Annotated in this window: 19 protein-coding genes; 15 read left to right on the top strand and 4 right to left on the bottom strand. The window is 44.5% G+C overall.

The window, feature by feature from the left end:
- Positions 1 to 34: 34 nt before the first annotated feature.
- Entirely contained in the window at positions 35 to 532 is a 498-nt protein-coding gene (locus PQR79_RS00445; protein ID WP_238106051.1) for a glycine cleavage system transcriptional repressor, read from the bottom strand.
- 311 nt (positions 533 to 843) lie between these two features.
- Between PQR79_RS00445 and PQR79_RS00450 the strand changes: the two genes are divergently transcribed.
- From PQR79_RS00450 to PQR79_RS00485, 8 genes are all read left to right on the top strand, one after another.
- Entirely contained in the window at positions 844 to 3,099 is a 2,256-nt protein-coding gene (locus tag PQR79_RS00450; protein ID WP_238106050.1) for an ABC transporter permease subunit, read from the top strand.
- Between the two features lie 58 nt (positions 3,100 to 3,157).
- Positions 3,158 to 4,819, top strand: a complete 1,662-nt coding sequence (gene pstA / locus PQR79_RS00455; protein WP_238106049.1) for a phosphate ABC transporter permease PstA — start codon at positions 3,158 to 3,160, stop codon at positions 4,817 to 4,819.
- A 29-nt stretch (positions 4,820 to 4,848) separates the two neighbouring features.
- A complete protein-coding gene (gene pstB / locus PQR79_RS00460) occupies positions 4,849 to 5,667 on the top strand; it encodes a phosphate ABC transporter ATP-binding protein PstB (RefSeq protein WP_238106048.1) in 819 nt (272 codons plus the stop codon).
- Between the two features lie 57 nt (positions 5,668 to 5,724).
- Positions 5,725 to 6,429 (top strand): phosphate signaling complex protein PhoU, encoded by a 705-nt coding sequence (gene phoU, locus PQR79_RS00465; protein WP_238106047.1) that lies wholly within the window; start codon positions 5,725 to 5,727, stop codon positions 6,427 to 6,429.
- 290 nt (positions 6,430 to 6,719) lie between these two features.
- Positions 6,720 to 7,865 (top strand): putative sulfate/molybdate transporter, encoded by a 1,146-nt coding sequence (locus tag PQR79_RS00470; protein WP_238106163.1) that lies wholly within the window; start codon positions 6,720 to 6,722, stop codon positions 7,863 to 7,865.
- 134 nt (positions 7,866 to 7,999) lie between these two features.
- A complete protein-coding gene (locus PQR79_RS00475; RefSeq protein ID WP_238106046.1) occupies positions 8,000 to 8,581 on the top strand; it encodes a DUF502 domain-containing protein in 582 nt (193 codons plus the stop codon).
- A gap of 184 nt (positions 8,582 to 8,765) precedes the next feature.
- Positions 8,766 to 9,128, top strand: a complete 363-nt coding sequence (locus tag PQR79_RS00480) for a YajD family HNH nuclease (RefSeq protein ID WP_238106045.1) — start codon at positions 8,766 to 8,768, stop codon at positions 9,126 to 9,128.
- A gap of 1,174 nt (positions 9,129 to 10,302) precedes the next feature.
- The gene (locus PQR79_RS00485) at positions 10,303 to 10,518 is read left to right on the top strand and encodes a hypothetical protein (protein ID WP_274408349.1); all 216 of its coding nucleotides are present in this window, start codon (positions 10,303 to 10,305) and stop codon (positions 10,516 to 10,518) included.
- A gap of 78 nt (positions 10,519 to 10,596) precedes the next feature.
- Here the strand turns inward: PQR79_RS00485 and PQR79_RS00490 are convergent, their stop codons facing one another.
- On the bottom strand, positions 10,597 to 10,824 hold the full coding sequence (locus tag PQR79_RS00490) for a DUF1289 domain-containing protein (protein ID WP_238106043.1): 228 nt from the start codon (positions 10,822 to 10,824) through the stop codon (positions 10,597 to 10,599).
- 77 nt (positions 10,825 to 10,901) lie between these two features.
- On the opposite strand from PQR79_RS00490, the gene PQR79_RS00495 reads away from it, so the two are divergent.
- From PQR79_RS00495 to PQR79_RS00525, 7 genes are all read left to right on the top strand, one after another.
- Complete coding sequence (locus tag PQR79_RS00495; RefSeq protein ID WP_238106042.1) at positions 10,902 to 12,188, top strand: methyltransferase; 1,287 nt, start codon at positions 10,902 to 10,904, stop codon at positions 12,186 to 12,188.
- Positions 12,189 to 12,438: 250 nt separating this feature from the next.
- Positions 12,439 to 13,488 (top strand): 3-oxoacyl-ACP synthase III, encoded by a 1,050-nt coding sequence (locus PQR79_RS00500; protein ID WP_238106041.1) that lies wholly within the window; start codon positions 12,439 to 12,441, stop codon positions 13,486 to 13,488.
- Between the two features lie 59 nt (positions 13,489 to 13,547).
- A complete protein-coding gene (locus tag PQR79_RS00505; protein ID WP_238106040.1) occupies positions 13,548 to 14,423 on the top strand; it encodes an alpha/beta fold hydrolase in 876 nt (291 codons plus the stop codon).
- 57 nt (positions 14,424 to 14,480) lie between these two features.
- Positions 14,481 to 16,175, top strand: coding sequence for an olefin beta-lactone synthetase (gene oleC / locus PQR79_RS00510; protein WP_238106039.1), 1,695 nt, complete (start codon positions 14,481 to 14,483; stop codon positions 16,173 to 16,175).
- A gap of 9 nt (positions 16,176 to 16,184) precedes the next feature.
- Positions 16,185 to 17,246 carry a 2-alkyl-3-oxoalkanoate reductase gene (gene oleD, locus PQR79_RS00515; RefSeq protein ID WP_238106038.1) on the top strand — a complete coding sequence of 354 codons (1,062 nt, stop codon included), beginning with the start codon at positions 16,185 to 16,187 and terminating at the stop codon, positions 17,244 to 17,246.
- 126 nt (positions 17,247 to 17,372) lie between these two features.
- A complete protein-coding gene (megL, locus tag PQR79_RS00520) occupies positions 17,373 to 18,557 on the top strand; it encodes a methionine gamma-lyase (protein WP_238106037.1) in 1,185 nt (394 codons plus the stop codon).
- A 779-nt stretch (positions 18,558 to 19,336) separates the two neighbouring features.
- Positions 19,337 to 19,618 carry a GIY-YIG nuclease family protein gene (locus PQR79_RS00525; RefSeq protein ID WP_238107716.1) on the top strand — a complete coding sequence of 94 codons (282 nt, stop codon included), beginning with the start codon at positions 19,337 to 19,339 and terminating at the stop codon, positions 19,616 to 19,618.
- A 959-nt stretch (positions 19,619 to 20,577) separates the two neighbouring features.
- On the opposite strand, the gene PQR79_RS00530 is transcribed toward PQR79_RS00525, so the two are convergent.
- Positions 20,578 to 21,078, bottom strand: coding sequence for a hypothetical protein (locus tag PQR79_RS00530; protein ID WP_238106036.1), 501 nt, complete (start codon positions 21,076 to 21,078; stop codon positions 20,578 to 20,580).
- Positions 21,078 to 23,168 (bottom strand): bifunctional diguanylate cyclase/phosphodiesterase, encoded by a 2,091-nt coding sequence (locus PQR79_RS00535; RefSeq protein WP_274408350.1) that lies wholly within the window; start codon positions 23,166 to 23,168, stop codon positions 21,078 to 21,080. The genes PQR79_RS00530 and PQR79_RS00535 overlap by 1 nt, the downstream gene beginning before the upstream one ends.
- Positions 23,169 to 23,173: the final 5 nt, after the last annotated feature.

The following is a 23,173-nucleotide window of genomic DNA, read 5'->3' on the forward strand; positions in this document are numbered from 1 at the left end:
TAGTCACCAAGATGAAAGGTATGGAATGTGTTGATTAACTCAATTTATCTAATACCACGTCGTCACCCATTTCATACAGTGAGGTGGCAATCATCTCTTCTTGTGATAGATCGGTTAGGCCCAGCGCCATGGTGGCTCTAAATAAATCAATGCCGGTATGGCTTGCTGTTTCATACTGGCTACTAAATTGTTCAATATTAATGCCTAATGCATTCATTTTATTAGAAATATGCAAAACAATGCCTGGGCGATCGTAAGCCACAAGGTTATAGCGTAATTGTTTAATGGGTTTTGCACTTAGGCTGGTTTTAGAAAAAGTCAGAGTTAAGCCATCAATGCACTCTAATGCGTCTACCAGCTCATCCCATTTTAGCGCAGGGACTTCTAATTGTAATATTGCGGCAAAAACACCATCAATATGGCGCATTTCAGAATCCAGCCAGTTACCATTATGACGACTAACTACATTGGCTATTTGTTCTACTAATCCTTTTCTATCAGGTGCTTGCAAAGTAATAAGGTAACGCATCATACGATATTTCTCCTATAAATATTAGCTGTAACACAACTGTCATCTTTACGTCATATAATCGCAGCCACTTAAGATTGCGTTGTTGTTTTACTGTTGATTACGATAATTTGAAAAATCTATTAACGGTTAACATGAGTGGTCAACTGAAACACAGACAACCCCTAAGTTAATGGGGCGTATTGTGGTTAAGAAAATCACTTACTATATTTGTGAGTAAAGCCGCGGCATAGTCATAAATATTTATTGTTAACACAGTAAACTGCACAATCAAAGCGCTAATTATGGCATCGATTAATTATTAGAGGTTCTTAATGGAAAGTCAGGTAAATCAACCTGGTTCTGCTGAAAAAAGTTTACTCGTTGGTAAACAAGCATCACGCAGAGCATTTAAGGATAAAGCAGCTGAGTATGGAATAACCATTGGCGGCACCATGGTGTTTGTCGCCTTGTTATTGATTTTTTTCTACTTGCTGTATGTCATCAAACCTATTTTTGATGGGGCACATATAGAACCGATTACCAGTGTAAGTTATCAAAACACTGATGCAAAAACCTTAATGGTGGGTGCCGACGAGCAAAATGAAATTTTGTATCGTGTTACTGCTCAAGGCATTGTTGATTTTTACTCATCAGCGACCGGGCAATTGATTTCATCATTTACGCCTAAATTGCCTGAGGGGACAATCGTTATTAGCAGTGCCAAATCTAGCCCAAATGAACAACGCTTTGCACTAGGGTTGAGTAATGGCCAAGTGATAGTCGTGGGTGTAGATTTTTCTGTGTCTTATCCTGATAACCAACGCCTTATCACGCCTAAACTAAACTATCCAATTGGTGATGAACCGTTAACGATTAACCAAGACGGTGCAGTGTACAACATGGTGTTTGACTACAGTGGTAGTCGCATGAGTTTCGCTTATCAAGACGCTAATGGCGCTTGGAAGTTAAATCGCCAAGAAGGCGAAGAAAACATGATGACCGAAGAAGTTGAATGGACGGCGTCGGAAGTGTTCATTGACGATGCACCTAAAGAAGTGGTTTCGGTATTAATGACGCCAGATCACCGCCAATTGATTCTAAGCACCACTCATCGTTTATTTGTTTATAACACCCGTGATGCTGATGCGGTCGAACTGCTACAAGTTCTTGATGTTAAAAAAGGTCACGCCAAAATTAAACAAGTTGATTTATTGGCAGGCGCAAGCTCAATTATGGTCAGCTACGACAGTGGCGTAATCAGCCAGTATTTCCAAGTAAACGGTGAAAAAGGTCGTTTATATGAGCTTATTCGTGAGTTTGACGATGTTGCGCCAGTGAGCTCAATGGCCACTGAGTTTTATCGTAAGAGTTTCGCCGTATTAAGTGCTGAAGGTGAGTTAACACTTCTGTATACGACCAGTCAACGTAACTTGTTTGACGAAAAATTTGAGCTGAAAAAACCAGGTTTAATGGCCTTTAGCCCACGTTCAAATGCCTTGATTATTGAAGCAAACAACAAGCTGAACTTGCTTTCAGTTCAAAACGACCATCCTGAAGTGTCTTGGAGCGCCTTGTGGCAAAAAGTGTGGTACGAAGGTTATCCAGAACCTAAGTATGTTTGGCAGTCAACATCAGGTTCAGACGACTTTGAAGCAAAGCTAAGCTTAATGCCATTAGCATTTGGTACTATGAAAGCCGCTTTTTACGCCATGTTGTTTGCTGTGCCATTAGCCATTGCTGGTGCAATTTATACCGCTTATTTTATGTCGCCAAAAGTGCGTAACGTGGTTAAACCTACCATTGAAATTATGGAAGCATTACCGACAGTTATTTTGGGTTTCTTGGCTGGTTTATGGTTGGCGCCACTGATTGAAGATCATTTGCCCGGTATTGTGGTGTTGTTGATGTTATTACCCACATCAATACTTGCCACAGCATTTGCCTGGAGTAAATTGCCTGAAACATGGAAACACCGTTTACCTGAAACTTATCAAGAACTCATGCTAATACCAGTGATTATATTTATTGGCTGGTTCTCTTTTGAGATAAGCCCAGTCATTGAAGTGGCATTATTTGATGGCAATACTCGTCAATTTATTACCAATGATTTAGGCATCACTTTCGACCAACGTAATGCGCTGGTTGTGGGTATTGCCATGGGATTTGCGGTCATTCCAACCATATTCTCGATTGCTGAAGATGCGATTTTCTCTGTGCCGCGTCATTTATCAAACGGCAGTTTGGCACTCGGTGCAACAAACTGGCAAACCCTGACCAAGGTGGTATTACTGACCGCCAGCCCGGGGATTTTTTCGGCCATTATGATGGGCTTAGGGCGTGCAGTGGGTGAAACAATGATTGTATTAATGGCAACGGGTAACACTGCAATCCTCGAGTGGAGTGTGTTTGAAGGCATGCGTACTCTGGCGGCTAACATTGCCGTAGAGATGCCTGAGTCGGCCATTGGTAGTACGCATTATCGTGTATTGTTCTTAGCGGCCTTTGTACTGTTTATATTCACCTTCTTCTTTAACACCATTGCGGAAGTGGTACGTCAGCGTTTACGCGAACGTTATAGCTCACTGTAAGGAAAGATGATGACTCAATATTTGATTAATTCGCCAATCGCCTTGAGAGGTTTGTGCAATGGGTAAGTGGTTTAAATCAGGTTCACCGTGGATTTGGATGACCGGTGGTGCCGTAAGTATCAGTTTAATAGCCGTTCTTGGTTTATTACTGTTAATCGCATGGCGTGGCCTTAGCTACTTTTGGCCTGCTGATGTCTATGAGTGGCAGCTTGAAGATAATCAAGGTGTAAAAAGCACTTTAATCGGGGAGGTTTATGACCGCGAAGAAGTGCCAACCGAGCGTTTATTGTCAGCGGGGCATACATTTACTCAACACCCTGGTGAGTTTGTGACACGTTATCTTGTTAAAACCGGTAACCGTGAGTTTGTTGGTTTAGATTTTCGTTGGATTTTAGCAACTGATGTTGTGAGCCGTACTCAACCAACTGACATTGCTAAATTTGAGCGAACTAAGAACGGTAATTTTTACGGTTACCCTATTGCGGTCATCGAAGACGGTAAGCGTTTAGCATTAAACAGTGATACCGACATCGAAACCTCATTGGTGACTCACATTGAGCGTGCCGTTGAGATTTCTGAGCAAGCCGTTGATTTACAAAAATCTGACATTGGTGCAATTAACTATCAAATTGAACGTTTACGCTTAAAACAACGTGGTTATGAGCTTGATGGTGAGCTAACCGATGCGCGTAAAGCCGACATCAAAGCGCAAATTGATCAGTTAAACAAAGACTATTTAGTCCTTGAAAAAGACTTATTTGCACTGCGAGATAAAGCAGCCCGAGACTCGGTCGTTATTCGTGACATGCGTGGTCAAGAAGTGGTTCTAAAGTTAGACTCTATTTTAGATGTTAGCTATGTCAACCACATGAGCTTGCTGCAAAAAGTCGGTCATTGGTTTGTGGGTATTGGTCGTTTTATTAACGATGACCCACGTGAAGCCAATACTGAAGGTGGAGTGTTCCCTGCTATCTTTGGTACCGTGTTTATGGTGATGTTAATGGCCGTTATTGTGACACCGTTTGGTGTTGTGGCTGCTATCTACTTACATGAATATGCTAAAAAAGGCCCAATTACTAAGATGATCCGTATCGCGGTGATTAACTTAGCGGGTGTACCGTCGATTGTTTATGGGGTGTTTGGTTTAGGGTTCTTTGTTTACATGATGGGTGGTTCAATTGACCAATTATTTTTCCCTGAAGCCTTACCAGCACCGACATTTGGTTCACCAGGGGTTATTTGGTCTGCATTAACCTTGGCTATCCTCACATTGCCGGTTGTGATTGTGTCAACCGAAGAAGGCCTTAGCCGTATACCTTCAGCCGTTCGTCAAGGTAGCTTAGCCTTAGGGGCAACCAAAGCAGAAACCTTATGGCGCATTGTTATCCCAATGGCGAGTCCAGCCATTATGACCGGATTAATTTTAGCTGTGGCACGTGCAGCTGGCGAGGTTGCTCCGTTAATGTTGGTGGGTGTGGTTAAACTTGCCCCAACATTACCGATAGATATGAACTTCCCGTTTGTGCATTTAGAGCGTAAGTTCATGCACTTAGGTTTCCATATTTACGATGTGGGCTTCCAGAGCCCTAACGTTGAAGCGGCACGTCCATTGGTGTACGCAACCTCGTTTTTATTAGTATCAGTAATTGTTGCACTTAACTTAACCGCAATCAGCGTGCGCAACCATTTACGTGAAAAATTCCGTTCGCTAGAACACTAATTAGCGATATCCTGAAGGAAAGACAAAAAATGATTTCTATTGATAGTTCAGCAATGCAAACAGAAACAGTTGATTTAGTTAACTTACCCGCGCAGGATACCGCACTTGAGATCCGTAACCTTGATTTACGTTACGGCACTAAACAAGCGCTATTTGATGTGTCGATGAAGATCCCAAAAAAGCAGGTGACCGCTTTCATTGGCCCAAGTGGTTGTGGTAAATCAACGTTATTACGTTGCATTAACCGCATGAACGATTTAGTTGATAGCTGTAAAATTGAAGGTGAAATTTTACTTCATGGACAAAACATCTATGACAAAAAAGTCGATGTTGCCACACTGCGTCGTAATGTGGGTATGGTGTTCCAGCGTCCTAACCCGTTTCCAAAATCAATTTACGAAAACGTGGTATATGGCTTGCGTTTACAAGGCGTGAATAACCGCCGTGAATTAGATGAAGCTGCAGAACGTTCTTTACGTGGTGCCGCAATATGGGACGAAGTAAAAGACCGTTTGCACGATAATGCCTTTGGTTTGTCTGGTGGTCAGCAACAACGTTTAGTGATTGCGCGTGCCATCGCTATTGAACCTGAAGTATTATTACTCGATGAGCCCACTTCGGCACTGGATCCTATTTCAACCTTAACGATTGAAGAGTTGATCACTGAGCTGAAAAAACAATACACCGTAGTGATTGTGACGCACAACATGCAACAGGCTGCACGCGTATCTGATCAAACGGCCTTTATGTACATGGGTGAATTGGTAGAGTACGCCAACACCAACACGATTTTCACTACCCCTAAAAAGCGTAAAACAGAAGATTACATCACCGGTCGTTACGGTTAATTTTGTGAATTTTTGCGAATAACGTTTTTGATTAACTTTCTGAATTAGGTGGGTATTATGGACAAGATGATTTTAAGTAAACACATTTCGGGTCAGTTTAATGCTGAACTTGAAGATATTCGTAACCGCGTATTGGCCATGGGCGGTTTAGTTGAACGTCAACTAGAACAAGCGTTAGATGCACTGGCAACGTTAGACACTGAACTGGCACAAACGGTTATTAATGGCGACCACAAAGTTAACGGCATGGAAGTGTCGATTGACGAAGAATGCACTCGTATTATTGCTAAGCGCCAGCCAGCTGCAAGTGATTTACGTATGATTATCGCCATTACAAAAACCATTGCCGATTTAGAACGCATTGGTGATGCGTGTGTGCGTATCGCTAAAGCGGCACTTGAAAACCGTGCCAATAACCAACAGCCATTACTGGTCAGCATTGAAAATATGGGCCGCCATGCAACACGCATGTTGCATTCAACCCTTGATGCTCTAGCGCGTATGGACGCTGATCAAGCACTTGAACTTCATAAAGCGGATGCCAAGCTAGACAAAGAGTACGAAGGAATTATCCGTCAGCTAATGACTCATATGATGGAAGATCCTCGCTCAATTCCTGGTGTTTTAGATGTGTTATGGGCAGCACGAGCAGTTGAGCGTGTTGGTGACCGTTGTAAAAACATCTGCGAATATGTCATTTATTATGTAAAAGGCAAAGACGTACGCCATGTGTCGTATGAAGAAATGGAAAAAGGGTTGTAATTTTTTGAGTGATAAACTCAAATAGCAAATACCAGAGTTAATCGTTACATTATGTTTGTTAAAGCCCCTTTCGAGGGGCTTTTTTATGCCTTATGAATGAGGTGAAGTTAAAGCTGAACATATCAACACTGATTGGACATAATGACTGTTCATAAAATCGTCATTGGTTCAAATTGTCCCTACAATTCAGCCAATGTGTTATTTAGAGAATTTTTTTGAGATCTGTGTCTCATTTTAAATTTGGCATTGTAATTGCTGTAATCGAGTATCTATTACCTACGGCAAGATTTATGAGATGTGAAATCAATCGTTTCGACAACGTCAATAAGATTTCAGGTGAGCTTAGTGGCGCCTTTGCAGATTTAGGCACCTTCCTTCCTTTAGTATTAGGCTTAATCGCCCTTAATCACTTTTCTCCTCAAGGGATATTCTTGGGGTTCGGTTTTTTCGCCTTATTTACCGCATTTTATTACCGCAGACCCATGCCGGTACAACCAATGAAGGTGATTAGTGCGTTAGTGATTGCAGAAGGTATGTCTCTCGGAATGCTCCAAGCATCGGCCATTTTAATGGGTATCATCCTGCTTATATTCGCTTATAGCGGCATTATTCAATGGATGGCGAAACAGTTATCGCCAGCAATCAGTATTGGGATCCAGCTAGCAATCGGACTTCAACTTATCTGGCTTGGTGGCGTTATGATGAGCGAAACTTGGTTCATTGGCCTACTAGCCTTTGGTTTATTGTTTGCTAGCCGTTATATGCCAATGCAATATTTGGTCATGCCGTTAGTGATAATCCTCGGCATTACTTGGCAATATACCAGTGGCACAGCGCCTAGTTTTAATTTTTCCCAAGCCAGTACATGGCAATTAAGTTGGCCAAACGCGGATGAGTGGGGCGCTGCTGCAATGTTACTGGTATTGCCGCAGTTAGCGTTGACCTTGACGAACGCAGTGATTGCAGTATCAGCTATCGCGAAAGATAAATTTCCTCAAGATGCTGCCAAATTTGAACCGCAACAATTCGCTAAAAGTTCTGGTTGGGCTAATTTATTGCTAGCCCCCTTTGGGGCAACAGCAATGTGCCATGGCGCAGGTGGACTTGCAGTGCAATATCACTTTGGTGCTCGCACATGGTTAGCCCCCACCATTTTTGGCAGTACATGTATATTGATTGCCCTCTTTTGGGGCCAAGGTATTGCCAGTGCGCTTTCATTAATACCTCTTGCAATTTTAGGTAGCCTTCTTGCCATCGCTGGGACGCAATTAGCATGGTCAAAACGTTTTATAGATGGTAAGCCTTTTTGTATTTTTGTGATTTTTTCAACGGCAATAACATGCTTATTAATTAATACAGCCGCAGGCTTGGCTGTTGGCGTACTATTAGAGTTAGGTCGTCATCAATGGCTCAATGTTGCCAATACGAATAAGTAATCCGTCATTTAGTGTTTGTGACCGGCGATGTAACATGGCCGTTAGCAAGTTCAATACAGTGAATAGATTTGAAGTGACTAATAAGCAAACTGTGTTAACATTTTTATTCTGTTCTTTCTTCTTTTATGTGATCAATGAAAAAAACACTTGCGCGCGGATTAACCAACTTATTGCCAATGGTATTGTCCATTTGGTTGTTTTGGTCGTTATTTATTTCTCTTGATGGACTCGGTCAATTACTGCTTGAAATTGTTGGCGTTAAGTCAGTTTTTGTCGGGGCAGGTTTTTGCTTAGTCGCGAGTTTAATTTTTGTTGCGGGGCTACTTTTTTCAGTGAGCCCGATAGCATGGGTATATGGCTGGATAGAAAACCAGCTAATGAAGTTTCCTTTGTTTAAGTCGGTGTATGGCAGTATTCGTGATATTGCCAGTTTGATGAACCGTGATGGCGAGCCTAAAACGCAAAAAACCGTATTAGTTAAACAAGCCAATGGTGGCTATGTTGTTGGTTTTATTATGAGTGAGTCAGCACCTCAACCATTGGCAGATGCATTACCTGAAGGTGACTGGGTACCAGTATTATTTCAACTCAGTTATCAAATGGCTGGGGTCACCAGCTTGGTTAAACGTGACGATCTTATTTATGTTGACTGGTCATTTGAAGATGCCATGCGCTTTAATCTAACCGCAGGTATCGCTAATATCAAAGCGGTTTAATGTGTGTTCTATTGCTAAGTATTGCAGATATCGTGACCCAGTATGAACGTAACTTACATTGTCTGTATTTATCGAATTTTGCTCAAATAGCTGAATAATCGTCAAATAACAGCGTATAAACAATTGCCCCAAGTGATAACAGTGATTATCCTTGGGGTAATTTTTTTGTCTGAGTGAGACTTGTATGTCAACGAACCAAAACCAAAGCAAACTCGATAAAGTGCTAGCAGAAGCCCGAGAGTACAAAGCCACCCGAGAAAAGGGCTATCGTGAACAAGCACTTAAACTATACCCATGGGTTTGTGGCCGTTGTACACGCGAGTTTACTCATAAAAACCTAGCCGAACTGACCGTACACCACCGCGATCACAACCATGATAATAACCCATCAGATGGTTCAAATTGGGAACTACTTTGCTTGTATTGTCACGACAACGAGCATTCACGCTTTGAAGAGTTAATACGATACGGCAGCACCAAAGAAGCAAAACAAGAAGCGGCAACCTACAATCCATTTGCAGACTTAAAAGCCATGATGAAAAAGTAGGGCGTACCCATCGTTTGGACTATGCCCGTGAATAGGTTGTTCAAACAACGCAAACGTTATGTGAACACTCGGTTTCAAACAACATCCACTAACACGTTGTTTGCTCATTCATAGTCAAACACTGCCCACTACACCGTCGTTCCGGCAATGCTTTTGAGCCGGAATCTAGGTGTTGGCTTTTGCTCTTATGTCTTTTCTTGCAGGACGAAGTCCGTCCTTGTCGCTTGCAGAAAGCGCCCTTGATACTTAAAAGAAACACCTGGATCCCCGCCAAAGGCATGCGAGGATGACCTGCGAGTGGCGCATGACAGCGATGACCATAGCTGCATCATCCAACCCCGCCCACTACTCCGTCATTTGCTCATTCTTATTCAGATGCAGCCCACTACTCCGTCGTTCCGGCAGTGCTTTTGAGCCGGAATCCAGGTGTTTAGTCCGTCATTCCAGCAATGATGCTACTCCGTCATTTGCTCATTCTTATTCAGATGACGCCCACTACACCATCGTTCCGGCAATGTTTTTGAGCCGGAATCCAGGTGTTGGCTTTTGCTCTTATGTCTTTCTTGCAGGACGAAGTCAGTCCTTGTCACTTGCAGCGTCGCGCCCTTGATACTTAACAGCAACACCTGGAACCCTGATAAAAGCACTCAGGGATGACGGCATAGAGCAACACCTGGATCCCCGCTAAAGGCATGCGAGGATGACGTGCGGGTGGGGCATGACAGCGATGACCATAGCTGCATCATCCAACCCCGCCCACTACACCATCGTTCCGGTAATGCTATTGAGCCGGAATCCAGGTGTTGGCTTTTGCTCTTATGCCTTTCTTGCAGGACGAAGTCAGTCCTTGTCACTTGCAGCGTCGCGCCCTTGATACTTAAAAGAAACACCTGGATCCCCGCTAAAGGCATGCGAGGATGACGTGCGGGTGGGGCATGACAGCGATGACCATAGCTGCATCATCCAACCACGCCTACTACTCCGTCATTTGCTCATTCTTATTCAGATGACGCCCACTACACCGTCGTTCCGGCAATGCTTTTAGCCGGAATCTAGGTGTTGGCTTTTGCTCTTATGTCTTTTCTTGCAGGACGAAGTCCGTCCTTGTCACTTACAGCGAAGCGACCTTGATACTTAAAAGAAACACCTAGATCCCCGCCAAAGGCATGCGAGGATGACGAGCGGGTGGGGCATGACAGCGATGACCATAGCTGCATCATCCAACCAAGCCCACTACTCCGTCATTCCAGCAATGATGCTACTCCGTCATTCCAGCAATGATGCTACTCCGTCATTAGCTGATTCGTATTCAGATGCCGCCCACTACACCGTCGTTCCGGCAATGCTGTTGAGCCGGAATCCAGGTGTGTCTTTAGCACATTTGCATTGACTTGCAGGACGAAGTCCGTCCTTGTCACTTGCAGCAAAGCGACCTTGATACTTCATCTTAGTCACTTTGAATACACTTTTACCGCTTTAAACGCTTTTCAGCATCTAACCATTTGGCGCGAGACAGGGTTTGGTTATTAGTCTCACCCAAAAACTGTTGTTTTCTGTCGGCTAATTTATCAATAATCTGTTGTTGCTGTTCATCAGAAGCACTCGACCAAGTTACAATTTCATCAATATGACGAAAACATCCCATACAAAAATCTTCTTCATTAAGGCCACAACGGGCGACACAAGGCGAGTGCATAGTTTACAATCCGATCCAACTTATCATGACACGCATCCTAACATTTCAATCAGCTAAGGTTAACCGTCAGCAAAAATATGGCAGCAATCGATTATCAACATACGTTCAAATCACTCGACTCATTGCTCGAAGCATTAAAACCCTTATGGCAGCTGGTCGCGTTTGAGTGTGACCACTTACCTTGGCAGCACGCATTTCCTTGTTTAGCGCAAACCGTATGGCAATTAAACGATGTAGAATTAGATAATATCGATGCTGACCAAGATAAACTTGTGCAAACGTTATTACCAAGCCTTATCCTGGACATTGAACAAAGTGATAATCCTAATGCTGATAAACTGATAGCGTTATTAAGCTTGTTAGTCATCACTTTGCCTACAAGCAGGTGTACTGCTGAATCACATGGCCAAGAACAAACCGACTTAGCGCATTTTAGCGCCCACATTAAAGGACGAAAATGGCAGCAAATAACCGCTTTTGCTGAACATGTTAACCCACAGCAACAGCCGCATTTAACACCGTTACCCATACTAGAGTGGTGTGCCGGGAAAGGTCATTTAGGGCGGCTAGTTGCCAAACAACAACAGGTTCAGGTGACCAGTCTAGAATGGCAAGCCAGCTTATGCGAACAAGGCCGGGCATTTGCCACACAATGGCAATTACCACAGCGGTTTATATGTGCCGATGCATTTGCGCCATTAACCTCAAAGGATAAGGTGTTTTTTCCGCAACAACATGCCATAGCATTGCATGCATGCGGCGACTTACATGTGCGATTAATCAAATTGGCAACCGAAGCGAATACCCAAGCGATTTCAATTTCGCCTTGCTGTTATCACTTAATCCAACACTCATATTATCAGCCACTTTCTACTCAGGCTAAAGCCAGTAAACTCAAGCTTGCAAAGCATGACTTACAATTACCACTGCAACAAAGCGTGATTGCCAGTTCTAAACAGCAAGCATTGCGTTTGCAAGAAGTGGCATGGCGTTTAGGTTTTGACAGTTTACAGCGCTCCATACGTGGCATTAATGCTTATTTACCTGTGCCGACCATAAAACAAAGCCAACTGAGCGGCAGTTTTGCTGGCTTTTGTGCCTGGGCGGCAGAGCAAAAAGGCTTAACCTTAAACAATGACATCGATTTTGACGCTTTTTTACAGCGCGGCATCACAAGGCAGCGACTCACCAAGCGCATTGATTTAGTCGCACACTTATTTCGACGAGCCTTAGAATGTTGGTTATTGCTAGACCGAGTGTGTTTTTTACAACAACAAGGGTATCGTGTTTTGTTGAGTGAATTTTGTCCAAACAGTGTTACACCACGAAACGCATTAATTCAAGCAATTAAAACAGCGACTTAAGCGAGATAAAATTTAAATTACAGTTAAGCCTTTGTTTAATAGTCTGTATTTTATTGAATGTGATAACAATCAAAGACGTTGTTAATCAACCAGCTTAACAGTCTGGCAAAAAAAATCTGAAATAACCCGGCTTGGCTGCGGTTTTTGATTGAATAATGAAGCCATTCTTGTTCAAATGGCGGGTTAATAACGAATAACAACTATTCTAGGGGCTTTTGGCTAACTAGAGCGAAGCGAATTATACGGTTTAATGAAATATTCACGCGTCTTTATCAATAGTCTGGCCTATGAGCTAGCACCACAAGTAGTGTCGAGTAGCGATTTAGAATCTCGCTTAGCACCGCTTTATCAAAAGTTCCGAATTCCAATGGGACAACTTGCCGCATTAACCGGTATTACCGAGCGTCGCTGGTGGCCGAAAGGCCATCGTCTGTCTGATGGTGCTATCGCAGCCGCACATAAAGCGGTGAATGAAACGGGCATCGAAGTTAGCGATCTTGGCGCTGTGGTTTACACCGGTGTTTGCCGCGACCAACATGAGCCCGCGACAGCTTGCCGAATAGCCGCTGAATTGGGAGTGTCAAAAGACACCGCAATATACGACATCAGCAATGCCTGCTTAGGTGTGTTGTCGGGGATTTTAGATATTGCAAACCGTATCGAGCTTGGTCAAATCAAAGCAGGTATGGTGGTTTCATGTGAATCGGCACGCGACATTGTTGATGCTACCATCGAGCACATGCTTGCTGAGCCAACAATGCAAAACTTTGCCCAATCACTTGCAACCTTAACCGGTGGCTCAGGTGCCATAGCTGTGATTTTAACCGACGGCAGTTTGCCGCTTAAAACCACGCGCCAACATCAGTTACTCGGTGCAAGTCATTTATCGGCACCAGAGCATCACCAACTGTGCCAATGGGGCCTGCAAGAAGCAGGGCACTTGCTATATCGCGAGTTTATGCGCACTGACGCGGTGACCTTACTAAAAGAAGGCGTTGAACTTGCCAAGCACACCTGGGAGCATTTTTTAGCTCAACGCGATTGGGTGGTTGAGCAGGTTGATAAAGTCATCTGTCATCAGGTGGGCGCCTCAAATCGCAAACAAGTGCTTAATGCACTGAATATTCCGCACGAGAAAGAATACCCGACCTATCAAAAGCTGGGCAACATGGGCACGGTATCATTACCCGTGACTGCAGCCATAGCACACGACGCGGGTTTTTTACGTGTTGGCGATCAAGTCAGCTTTTTAGGGATAGGCAGTGGCTTAAACTGCATGATGTTAGGAATTAAGTGGTAAGCCTGAGGCTGCACTGACGTTTTTGCATTTCATTATAAAAATAGTTTACAGGATGCATCATGCTAGACAACTTACTGCCCTTTAACAGTCATTATTTAGACCGTAATGGCAATAAACTGCACTACATCAACGAAGGCCAAGGTGAGCCTGTGGTGATGGTGCACGGTAATCCTAGCTGGAGTTACTACTACCGTAATTTAGTGAGCGCGTTGAGTGATAACCATCAATGCATCGTACCAGACCATATTGGATGTGGTTATTCAGACAAACCTGATGATCCACAATACGACTACACGTTAGCTAATCGTATTGACGATTTAGAAGCTTTGCTCGACAACCTAGACGTCAAACAAAACATCACCCTAGTGGTGCATGATTGGGGCGGAATGATAGGCATGGGCTTTGCTGCTCGCCACCCTGAGCGCATCAAACGCATTGTGTGTTTAAACACTGCAGCGTTTCATTTGCCTAAAACCAAGCCGTTTCCGTGGGCATTATGGATTTGCCGTGAAACCTTACTCGGCACCTTACTGGTTCGTGGTTTAAATGCGTTTTCGTCAGCGGCATCGTACGTGGGTGTTAAGCGTAAACCCATGAGTAAAGAAGTGCGCGAAGCCTATGTCGCCCCGTTTAATTCATGGAAAAACCGCATTTCAACGTTGCGTTTTGTGCAAGATATCCCCTTAAAGCCAGGCGATCGTAACTATGATCTTGTAACCCGTATCGGCGACAGCTTAAGTCAATTTACGACAGTGCCAACATTGATTTGTTTTGGCTTAAAAGACTTTGTATTCGACAAGCACTTTTTGGCAGAATGGCGCCAACGCATGCCTCATGCGCAGGTACACGAGTTTGCTGACTGCGGTCATTACATTCTCGAGGACGCCAGCGATGAAGTGATAGAGCTAATTAAAGACTTTATCGCCCAAAACTAATTAATAAAAGGCTCACTTGAGCCTTTTATTTGTTTTAACCGTCTACAATGATTGCTTATGACTCAAACATCCACTCAAGCTAATGCTAATATCTGCCAGCACCTTCAACGTGCTGCGCAAAACATGCCGACAGCGCTAGCGGTAGCTGTGCAACAAGCCAAGCAAGGTCAGTTTAAATATCAAGAAATCGACTTCAGCACACTGCATCAACAATCAGACACGATTGCCAAAGGTTTATTGCAGTTTGGCCTTACGCGTGGCATGAAAGCCGTGTTGATGGTCACCCCAAGCATTGAGTTTTTTTCGTTAACATTTGCGTTATTTAAAGCCGGTGTTATCCCTATTTTAGTCGACCCAGGCATGGGCATTAAAAACCTCAAACAATGCTTTGAAGAGTCACAACCAGACGTGTTTATTGGTATTCCTAAAGCGCATATCGCCAGGCGGGTATTGGGCTGGGGTAAAAGTAGTGTAAAACAGGTCATTAATGTCGGCGGTTCAGGTTTACAGCGTTGGTTAGCTAATGCAACAAGCCTTGAAACCATCATCGAGCTTGGCCAAAACGTCAGACAACCATTTTTTATGGCAATGTTAAAACCTAACGACATGGCCGCCATTTTGTTTACCAGTGGCAGCACCGGTACCCCAAAAGGTGTGGTGTACAGCCACGGCATGTTTGAAGCACAAATCAGTGCGCTTAAAAATGATTATGGCATTAGCCCTGGTGAGCGCGATTTAGCCACGTTTCCATTATTCTCGTTATTTGGTCCAGCCTTAGGCATGGCTTCAATTGTGCCAGACATGGACGCCAGCAAACCCATTACCGCTAATCCCGCAAACTTATTTGCCGCCATCGAGCAGTATCAATGCAGCAATATGTTTGTTAACCCCGCCTTACTTGAACGTTTAGGCCAGGCAGGCGAGCAAACTCAGCATAAGTTAAGCAGTGTACAAAGAGTCATTTCAGCAGGTGCTCCCGCGACCATTAGCGCCATAAAACGCTTTAGTAAAATGCTCAACCCTAATGTGCAAGTGCTTAATTCTTATGGCGCTACCGAGTCTTTACCTGTCAGCATGATAGGCAGCGATGCGTTATTCAACACAAGTAATCTTACCGATCAGGGTAAGGGGATATGTGTGGGTAAACCTATTTCGTCGGTTGATATCAGCATCATCGCGATAACCGATGACCCCATCGAAAACTGGGACAGCATTACCCCATTAGCCGCAAATCACATTGGTGAAATTGTGGTTAAAGGCCCTATGGTGAGTCAATCATATTATCAGCGTGACCAAGCCACTAAAAATGCCAAAATTAATGACAGTGAAGTCTATCGTCACCGCATGGGCGATGTCGGGTATCTAGACGATGACGGATTATTATGGATGTGTGGCCGCAAAGGGCATATTGTTGATGCAAAACGTGGCGAGCAACGGTTAAAACGCTATTTTACCATTCCGTGTGAGCGCGTATTTAATACACATCCGCAGGTAAAACGTTCGGCATTGGTTGGGGTTGATGTTGCCGGTCATACCGTGCCGGTTATCTGTATTGAATTAAATAAAGACATCGTATGTTCAAATGCGAATGTGCTGTACCAAGCGTTAATCAAACTTGCAGAGCAACACCCTCACACCGAAGGCATTAACCGCTTTTTAATCCACCCTGATTTTCCGGTAGATGTGCGCCATAACGCCAAAATTTTCCGTGAAAAGCTCGCCGTTTGGGCACAAGCAAAGTGGCGAGAGTAAGGATACTGCATGAAACTAACTGATTTAGCCCCCCAAGAGCAAAACGCTTTAACCTTGCTAAGCGCTCAAGTCAATAAGGTGTTTGTCACTGGCGCGGGTGGCTTTTTAGGTTTTGCCATTTGCCAGCGTTTACTGGCCGCAGGCATTAGCGTGGTTGGGTTTGCCCGTAGCAATTACCCTCATCTTGTTAAGTTGGGTGTTGATATGCACCGCGGCGACATTAGCGATTTTGCCAGTGTCAAACAGGCTATGCAAGGTTGTGACATGGTGTTTCATGTGGCCTCAAAAGCGGGTGTTTGGGGGAGTAAACAAAGCTACTACTCACCCAATGTTGATGGCGCAGCCAATATTATCAATGCTTGTCAGGCGCTTAATATTCCATCACTTGTGTATACCAGCACCCCAAGTGTCACCTTTGCTGGCGTTGATGAAAACGGCATTAATGAGTCAGCACCTTATGCCAACCAGTACCTCAATTATTATGGCGAATCAAAAGCAATCGCTGAACAAATGGTGCTAGCCGCCAATAGCGACAGCTTAAAAACAACCGCGTTACGACCACACCTTATTTGGGGGCCACATGATCCTCATTTAGTGCCACGAGTCATTGAGCGAGCCAAAGCAGGGCGATTAAAGCTGGTGGGTAAACAAGATAAACTGGTCGACACCATTTATGTCGACAATGCCGCCTATGCCCATATTCTGGCTGCGGTCGATTTAGTCAATGCGGCTAACAGTGCCGGTAAAGCGTACTTTTTAAGTAACGATCAACCCATCACCATGGCCGCGATGTTAAATCAAATTTTAGCGTGTGCCAATTTAGCCCCTGTCACTCAGCGCGTGCCTGCTGGTGTTGCTTATGCCGCAGGTGTAGTGCTTGAAACCGTATATGGCCTGCTGAATAAAGCGCAAGAACCCATCATGACCCGCTTTGTCGCCAGGCAACTATCGACCAGTCATTATTTTGATATCAGCGCTGCCAAACGTGATTTAGGCTACCAACCCTTGGTGAGCATAGCGCAGGGCATGCAACGACTAAAGCAGTCTTTAAATGCAGACACAACGATGTAACATTGTATTTACAACCTATCTCACGCTTATTTAATACTAACGACTTGGCTAACCTGCAATCCTCTGTATCTTAAAACCTGACCACGACCAAAATAACTTAATAACAAAGTGGTTCAGGGAGAGACAATGTCACACAACAAGCACAAAGCATGGAACCCAGCTACCTTAGCCATTCATGGCGGTCATCAACGCGAAGCCTTTGGCTCGCTCACTACGCCACTTTATCAAACAGCCACCTTTGTATTTGACAGCGCAGAACAAGGTGGTGCCCGCTTTGCAGGCGACGAGCAGGGCTATATTTATACCCGCCTAGGTAATCCAACAACAGCAGAGCTTGAGCGTAAAATGGCACTGTTAGAAGGTGCAGAAGATGCCGCCGCAACCGCATCTGGCATGGCTGCTGTATCAAGCGCACTGTTAACCCATTTGCACGCAGGCGATCACTTGGTTGCATCAAAAGCAGTTTATGGCTGCACCTTCGCCCTCATGACCACCCAACTCACGCGCCTAGGCATCAGCACCACATTAGTCGACTTTACCGACATGCAAGCCGTTGAAGCCGCAATAAAACCCAATACCAAAGTGTTGTTTTGCGAAACCCCAGTCAACCCTCATTTGCAAGTATTCGACCTCAGTAAAATGGCAAGCATCGCCAAAGCCCACAACTTAGTGTCGATAGTCGATAACACCTTTATGACGCCACTATTGCAGCAACCGCTCGCCCTAGGCATAGACATGGTGATCCACAGCGCCACCAAATACTTAAATGGTCATGGCGATGTAATCGCAGGTATAGTGTGTGGAAACGCAGAGCACATGCACCACTTAAAGTTTGAAATATTAAAAGACTTTGGCGGCGTCATATCGCCCCACGACGCATGGTTAATATTACGTGGGCTAAAAACCTTAGATGTACGCTTAACCCGCCATTGCGACAACGCCGAACAGCTAGCAACATATTTAGACAACCACCCTAAATTTAGCCAGGTATTCTACCCTGGTTTAGCCCATCACCAGGGCCACTGCTTTGTGGGTAAACAAATGAAACGTGCTGGCGGCGTTATCGCATTCGAACTTAAAGGCGACAAACAAGATGCGATTAACTTCGTCAACCGACTCCAACTATTCACCATCGCCGTCAGCCTAGGCGACGCCGAATCCCTCATTCAACACCCAGCCTCCATGACTCATTCACCCTACACCCCAGAAGCCAGACAAGCCGCAGGCATCACCGACAATTTACTACGCATCTCAGTGGGGTTAGAAGATGTACAAGACTTAATCGCCGACATAGAACAAGCCCTGCTGTAACTTGGCTTTGACTGTTGGTCTTTCTTGCAGGACGAAGTCCGTGATTGTCACTTGCAGCTAAGCGACCTTGATACTTAACAGCAATACCTGGATCCCTGATAACAGATCTCAGGGATGACGGCAAAAGATGACGGGCGGTGAAGAAACACCTGGATCGTCCCGGTAACTCTTATAAATCCGGGATCTAAGCCCTCAGGGATGACGGCAAAAGATGACGAGCGGTGAAGAAACACCTGGATCCCCGCCAAAGGCATGCGAGGATGACGTGCGGGTGGGGCATGACAGCGATGACCATAGCAGCATCATTCAACCACGCCTACTACTCCGTCATTAGCTGATTCGTATTCAGATGACGCCCACTACACCGTCGTTCCGGCAATGCTTTTGAGCCGGAATCCAGGTGTTGGCTTTTGCTCTTATGTCTTTTCTTGCAGGACGAAGTCCGTCCTTGTCACTTGCGGCAAAGCGCCCTTGATACTTAAAAGCAACACCTGGATCCCTGATAACAGATCTCAGGGATGACGGCAAAAGATGACGGGCGGTGAAGCAACACCTGGATCCCCGCTAAAGGCATGCGAGGATGACGAGCATAAAGAGCAACACCTAAAACCAAACGCCGCTTACTACTCCGTCGTTCCGGTAATGATTTTTGAGCCGGAATCCAGGTGTTGATTTTTATCTTTTGTAATTGGTTACAGATTTAAAGCTCTGACGCTGTGCAACGAAGCTCACAATTAACTGCTATATTTTTTACATTATTTAAGCAGAGCAAAATGTTTATGGTTAAGCAATCATATATCTACATAATGGCGAATCGGCCTAATGGCACATTATATATTGGTGTAACCTCTAATTTGGTGAGGCGCGTGTACGATCATAAAGCCGGTTTAAATGATGGTTTTACTAAAAAGTATTCAATTAACCAATTGATTTACTACGAAGTGTTTGATGATATATATAATGCAATTTCGAGAGAGAAACAGCTTAAAAATTGGAAGCGAGAATGGAAAATAGGATTAATTGAAAAATTTAATCCACGCTGGGAAGATCTTGAAATCTAGAGATTAAAAATAAGGTCAAAAGAAACACCTGGATCCCTGATAAAAGCACTCAGGGGTGACGGCATAGAGCAACACCTGGATCCCCGCCAAAGGCATGCGAGGATGACGTGCGGGTGGGGCATGACAGCGATGACCATAGCAGCATCATTCAACCACGCCTACTACTCCGTCATTAGCTGAATTGTATTCAGATGACGCCCACTACACCGTCGTTCCGGCAATGTTTTTGAGCCGGAATCCAGGTGTTGGCTTTTACTCTTATGTCTTTTCTTGCTGGACGAAGTCCGTCCTTGTCACTAGCAGCGAAGCGACCTTGATACTTAACAGCAACACCTGGATCGTCCCGGTAACTCTTATAAATCCGGGATCTAAGCACTCAGGGATGACGGCATAGAGCAACACCTGGATCCCCGCTAAAGGCATGCAAGGATGACGTGCGGCTGGGGCATGACAGCGATGACCATAGCTGCATCATCCAACCACGCCTACTACTCCGTCATTAGCTGATTCGTATTCAGATGACGCCCACTACTCCGTCGTTCCGGCAACGCTTTTAAAGCCGGAATCCAGGTGTTGGCTTTTGCTCTTATGTCTTTTCTTGCAGGACGAAGTCCGTCCTTGTCACTTGCAGCAAAGCGCCCTTGATACTTAAAAGAAACACCTGGATCCTCAATGGAAGCACTCGAGGATGACGGCAAAAGATGACGGGCGGTGAAGCAACACCTGGATCCCTGATAACAGATCTCAGGGATGACGGCAAAAGATGACGGGCGGTGAAGAAACACCTGGATCGTCCCGGTAACTCTTATAAATCCGGGATCTAAGCACTCGAGGATGACGGAAAAAACTGACGAGCGGGTAGAGCAACAATACCTACCAGCTACCACCTAGTTCCTTCTTTTACAAACACCCACAAAAAAGCCCATATTAATGGGCTTTTAATACTTATATCGGGCTAATTAGTTGCCAGAAGCACCAGCTCCGCCGCCGCCACCACCGCCGCCATTATTACCACCGCTGTTACCGTTACCACTGCCAGGGTTTGGTCTATTAGCCGCTGCAATCGCTACAGGGTTGTTAGAGTTAGCAGCGTTATTCGAACCAGCAGCAGTTGCAGCATTGGTTGCCGCAGTCACTACACTAGCAGACACGCCGTTTACTGCAGCAACAGCTGCAATTTTGTCTTGTGATACACCTGCTGTGGTCGCAGCAGCAAGAATTTTAGCTTGTGCAGCTTCGTCAGTGCCAGCCGCTTGTAGTGCAGCTGCCAAAATGGCTTCTGCTTCTTCTGCGGTTGCTCCAGCAAGCATTTGTTCAGTGTAATCGCCTACAGTGCCAGCGGCTACTGCGGCTTCTAAGCCTGCGTTGTAATCGTCCAGGCTGGCAGCTGAAACACCGGCAGACATCCCAGTTGTCAACAGCGCTGAAACAAGTAATAAAGAGAGTTTATTTTTACGCATTATGTTGCCTCGTGATTGGTTGATTGACTAAAGTCGTTCAGCTGCAATGCACATGTCCATGAGTGGTTAGCGTTTGCAGGAATAATTGTACTGAAATTCCGTACGGCATACAATCCATTACCTTGCAATCCGTCTATATTCATGAGTGAAAAATGTTCACCTATCAGAGCCGACTCTACCTGTGGCGCAATGATTTTTATGCCAATGCCATGGCATATTTGGGTCACGGTTTGCACAAAAAAGCGCGTATCAGCCTGGGCGATATCACGCACATAACTAGGATCAATCTTAATATAATCAATGTTTAAGTTTCTAATGTAACAAAACGAACTTAAGCTAGAACCAAATCGCTCAATGGCAATATCAATATCTAATTGTTTTGCGCGGCGAATAAATTTCTCGGTCGATTCCAAAGAAAGCATGGCGCCCGACTCGTTAAATTCATACAAAAGTGGTGGAAGCGTTTTGTGCATTTTTTGATAAATATCGAACAACCAATCAGTAAATACCGGATTATGTAGCGCACGGTTACTAATATTAATGGCCACACGGGTATGTTCAATGTGCGAAAGCTTATAAAATATAAAACACACAACGGCTTGTTCAAGCTCCTGTAACACACCTAAACGTTCTGCCATGGCAAACACGTCTAATGTCGACAACATTTCACCGTCTACTTTAAAACGCACAAATGACTCAACATAAAGAATCGACTGATTGTCGTCCACAACAGGTTGCAGCATTAAATCAAATATCTTGTCTAGCGGAATACACTTAATGGCAAAGTCATTTGGATGACAATGGCTAATCTCATTTGTAAAATACTCAGTAAACTGAGTTAGCATACCCACCCATTCTTCTCGAGTGTGATTCTTTTGCATTGACTGGGGCGTCACTAAGCCTTTGTCGTTTTGTGCATACTGATTATGCACAAGTTGATGGTCTAAACGCTTAACCACCTCTGCAAATTCCTCTTGGTGATTAACCCGCGTAAGCGAATGCTTAGCAAAACCATGTACAAACCGATCAGAGGCTTCGATGTTAATACTACTGGCAATTTGCTGGTCTATTGTTTTAGCGGCGTCTTCAGTTAATAAGCTTAAAAAAGCAAACTCAGAGCCTGAAATACGGTACAAAGTCGCATCTTGTAAGCTGCTCATCTGCTGACTAAATAACTGCGCCCCAGACAAAATATAATCATCACCACTGCCATAACCCTCCATGTCGTTAATGTGTTTTAACGAGGTCATAGACACTAAACCCAAATAAAATCGATTACCGTGTACATCATATTCTGCCTGAATCGACTCAAAACGTTTTAACAATGCACGGCGGTTAGGCAAGCCGGTGTGTGGGTCAATGTAAACCTCTTGCGACAGCGCTTCAGCAAGCTTGGTTTGCTCGTTAAACGAGCGCTGCACATTTTCAACCATGCGGTTAATGGCATTAACCACGGTGCGCAGTTCAGAGGTAAACGGATTAATCGAATTAAGCGTAAAACGTTTTTGAATAACTGACTCAGCTTGTTTTTCAATGTGGCGTAACGGATTAAGCACCGCTTTTAAAATCAAATAAGCGCAAATCATTGCCACAAACAACTGCAACAAGGTTGCGGCTAAACTGCTAATGGCATGGTCCCATAAACTTTTATAAGAGGTACCCGCATGCGACTGTACTTCTAATGTGCCAGCAATACGCCAGCCGTCGCTTACTTCACTGGTCATTATCGGAGGGTGCAAGGTAAACCAGTCAATAAACCACTGAGGTACAGCAAAATTACCATTAGGATTGTCGCGTTTAAATAAAACCTTTCCATCAAGGTCGGTAAACGTAATATGCTGATAATAACCAGAATCAAAAATGGCATTGGTCATGGTTTCGGCAATCACCAGGCCTGCTTCGTCCATGTAAGGTGATATAGACAACCCCAAACTGTGGGCTGCACCTTGCGCATGCGAGGCTAGTTGCTCATTTAAATAGTCGCGCATGTTCGACACATTGTTATACAGCGCCGCGCCAAAGCTAAATAAAGACAAACATGCAATCAATAAATACAATTGCAACCGTAAAGACATTCCCTTTCTAAACATAATTG

Source organism: Shewanella metallivivens (assembly GCF_028750675.1).
Classification (GTDB): Bacteria; Pseudomonadota; Gammaproteobacteria; order Enterobacterales; family Shewanellaceae; genus Shewanella; species Shewanella metallivivens.

Excerpts from the sequence above, each read along its gene's own strand:
- PQR79_RS00445 (WP_238106051.1), bottom strand. The coding sequence starts at position 532 with ATGATGCGTTACCTTATTACTTTGCAAGCACCTGATAGAAAAGGATTA.
- PQR79_RS00450 (WP_238106050.1), top strand. The coding sequence starts at position 844 with ATGGAAAGTCAGGTAAATCAACCTGGTTCTGCTGAAAAAAGTTTACTC.
- pstA (WP_238106049.1), top strand. The coding sequence starts at position 3,158 with ATGGGTAAGTGGTTTAAATCAGGTTCACCGTGGATTTGGATGACCGGT.
- pstB (WP_238106048.1), top strand. The coding sequence starts at position 4,849 with ATGATTTCTATTGATAGTTCAGCAATGCAAACAGAAACAGTTGATTTA.
- phoU (WP_238106047.1), top strand. The coding sequence starts at position 5,725 with ATGGACAAGATGATTTTAAGTAAACACATTTCGGGTCAGTTTAATGCT.
- PQR79_RS00470 (WP_238106163.1), top strand. The coding sequence starts at position 6,720 with ATGAGATGTGAAATCAATCGTTTCGACAACGTCAATAAGATTTCAGGT.
- PQR79_RS00475 (WP_238106046.1), top strand. The coding sequence starts at position 8,000 with ATGAAAAAAACACTTGCGCGCGGATTAACCAACTTATTGCCAATGGTA.
- PQR79_RS00480 (WP_238106045.1), top strand. The coding sequence starts at position 8,766 with ATGTCAACGAACCAAAACCAAAGCAAACTCGATAAAGTGCTAGCAGAA.
- PQR79_RS00485 (WP_274408349.1), top strand. The coding sequence starts at position 10,303 with ATGACGAGCGGGTGGGGCATGACAGCGATGACCATAGCTGCATCATCC.
- PQR79_RS00490 (WP_238106043.1), bottom strand. The coding sequence starts at position 10,824 with ATGCACTCGCCTTGTGTCGCCCGTTGTGGCCTTAATGAAGAAGATTTT.
- PQR79_RS00495 (WP_238106042.1), top strand. The coding sequence starts at position 10,902 with ATGGCAGCAATCGATTATCAACATACGTTCAAATCACTCGACTCATTG.
- PQR79_RS00500 (WP_238106041.1), top strand. The coding sequence starts at position 12,439 with ATGAAATATTCACGCGTCTTTATCAATAGTCTGGCCTATGAGCTAGCA.
- PQR79_RS00505 (WP_238106040.1), top strand. The coding sequence starts at position 13,548 with ATGCTAGACAACTTACTGCCCTTTAACAGTCATTATTTAGACCGTAAT.
- oleC (WP_238106039.1), top strand. The coding sequence starts at position 14,481 with ATGACTCAAACATCCACTCAAGCTAATGCTAATATCTGCCAGCACCTT.
- oleD (WP_238106038.1), top strand. The coding sequence starts at position 16,185 with ATGAAACTAACTGATTTAGCCCCCCAAGAGCAAAACGCTTTAACCTTG.
- megL (WP_238106037.1), top strand. The coding sequence starts at position 17,373 with ATGTCACACAACAAGCACAAAGCATGGAACCCAGCTACCTTAGCCATT.
- PQR79_RS00525 (WP_238107716.1), top strand. The coding sequence starts at position 19,337 with ATGGTTAAGCAATCATATATCTACATAATGGCGAATCGGCCTAATGGC.
- PQR79_RS00530 (WP_238106036.1), bottom strand. The coding sequence starts at position 21,078 with ATGCGTAAAAATAAACTCTCTTTATTACTTGTTTCAGCGCTGTTGACA.
- PQR79_RS00535 (WP_274408350.1), bottom strand. The coding sequence starts at position 23,168 with ATGTTTAGAAAGGGAATGTCTTTACGGTTGCAATTGTATTTATTGATT.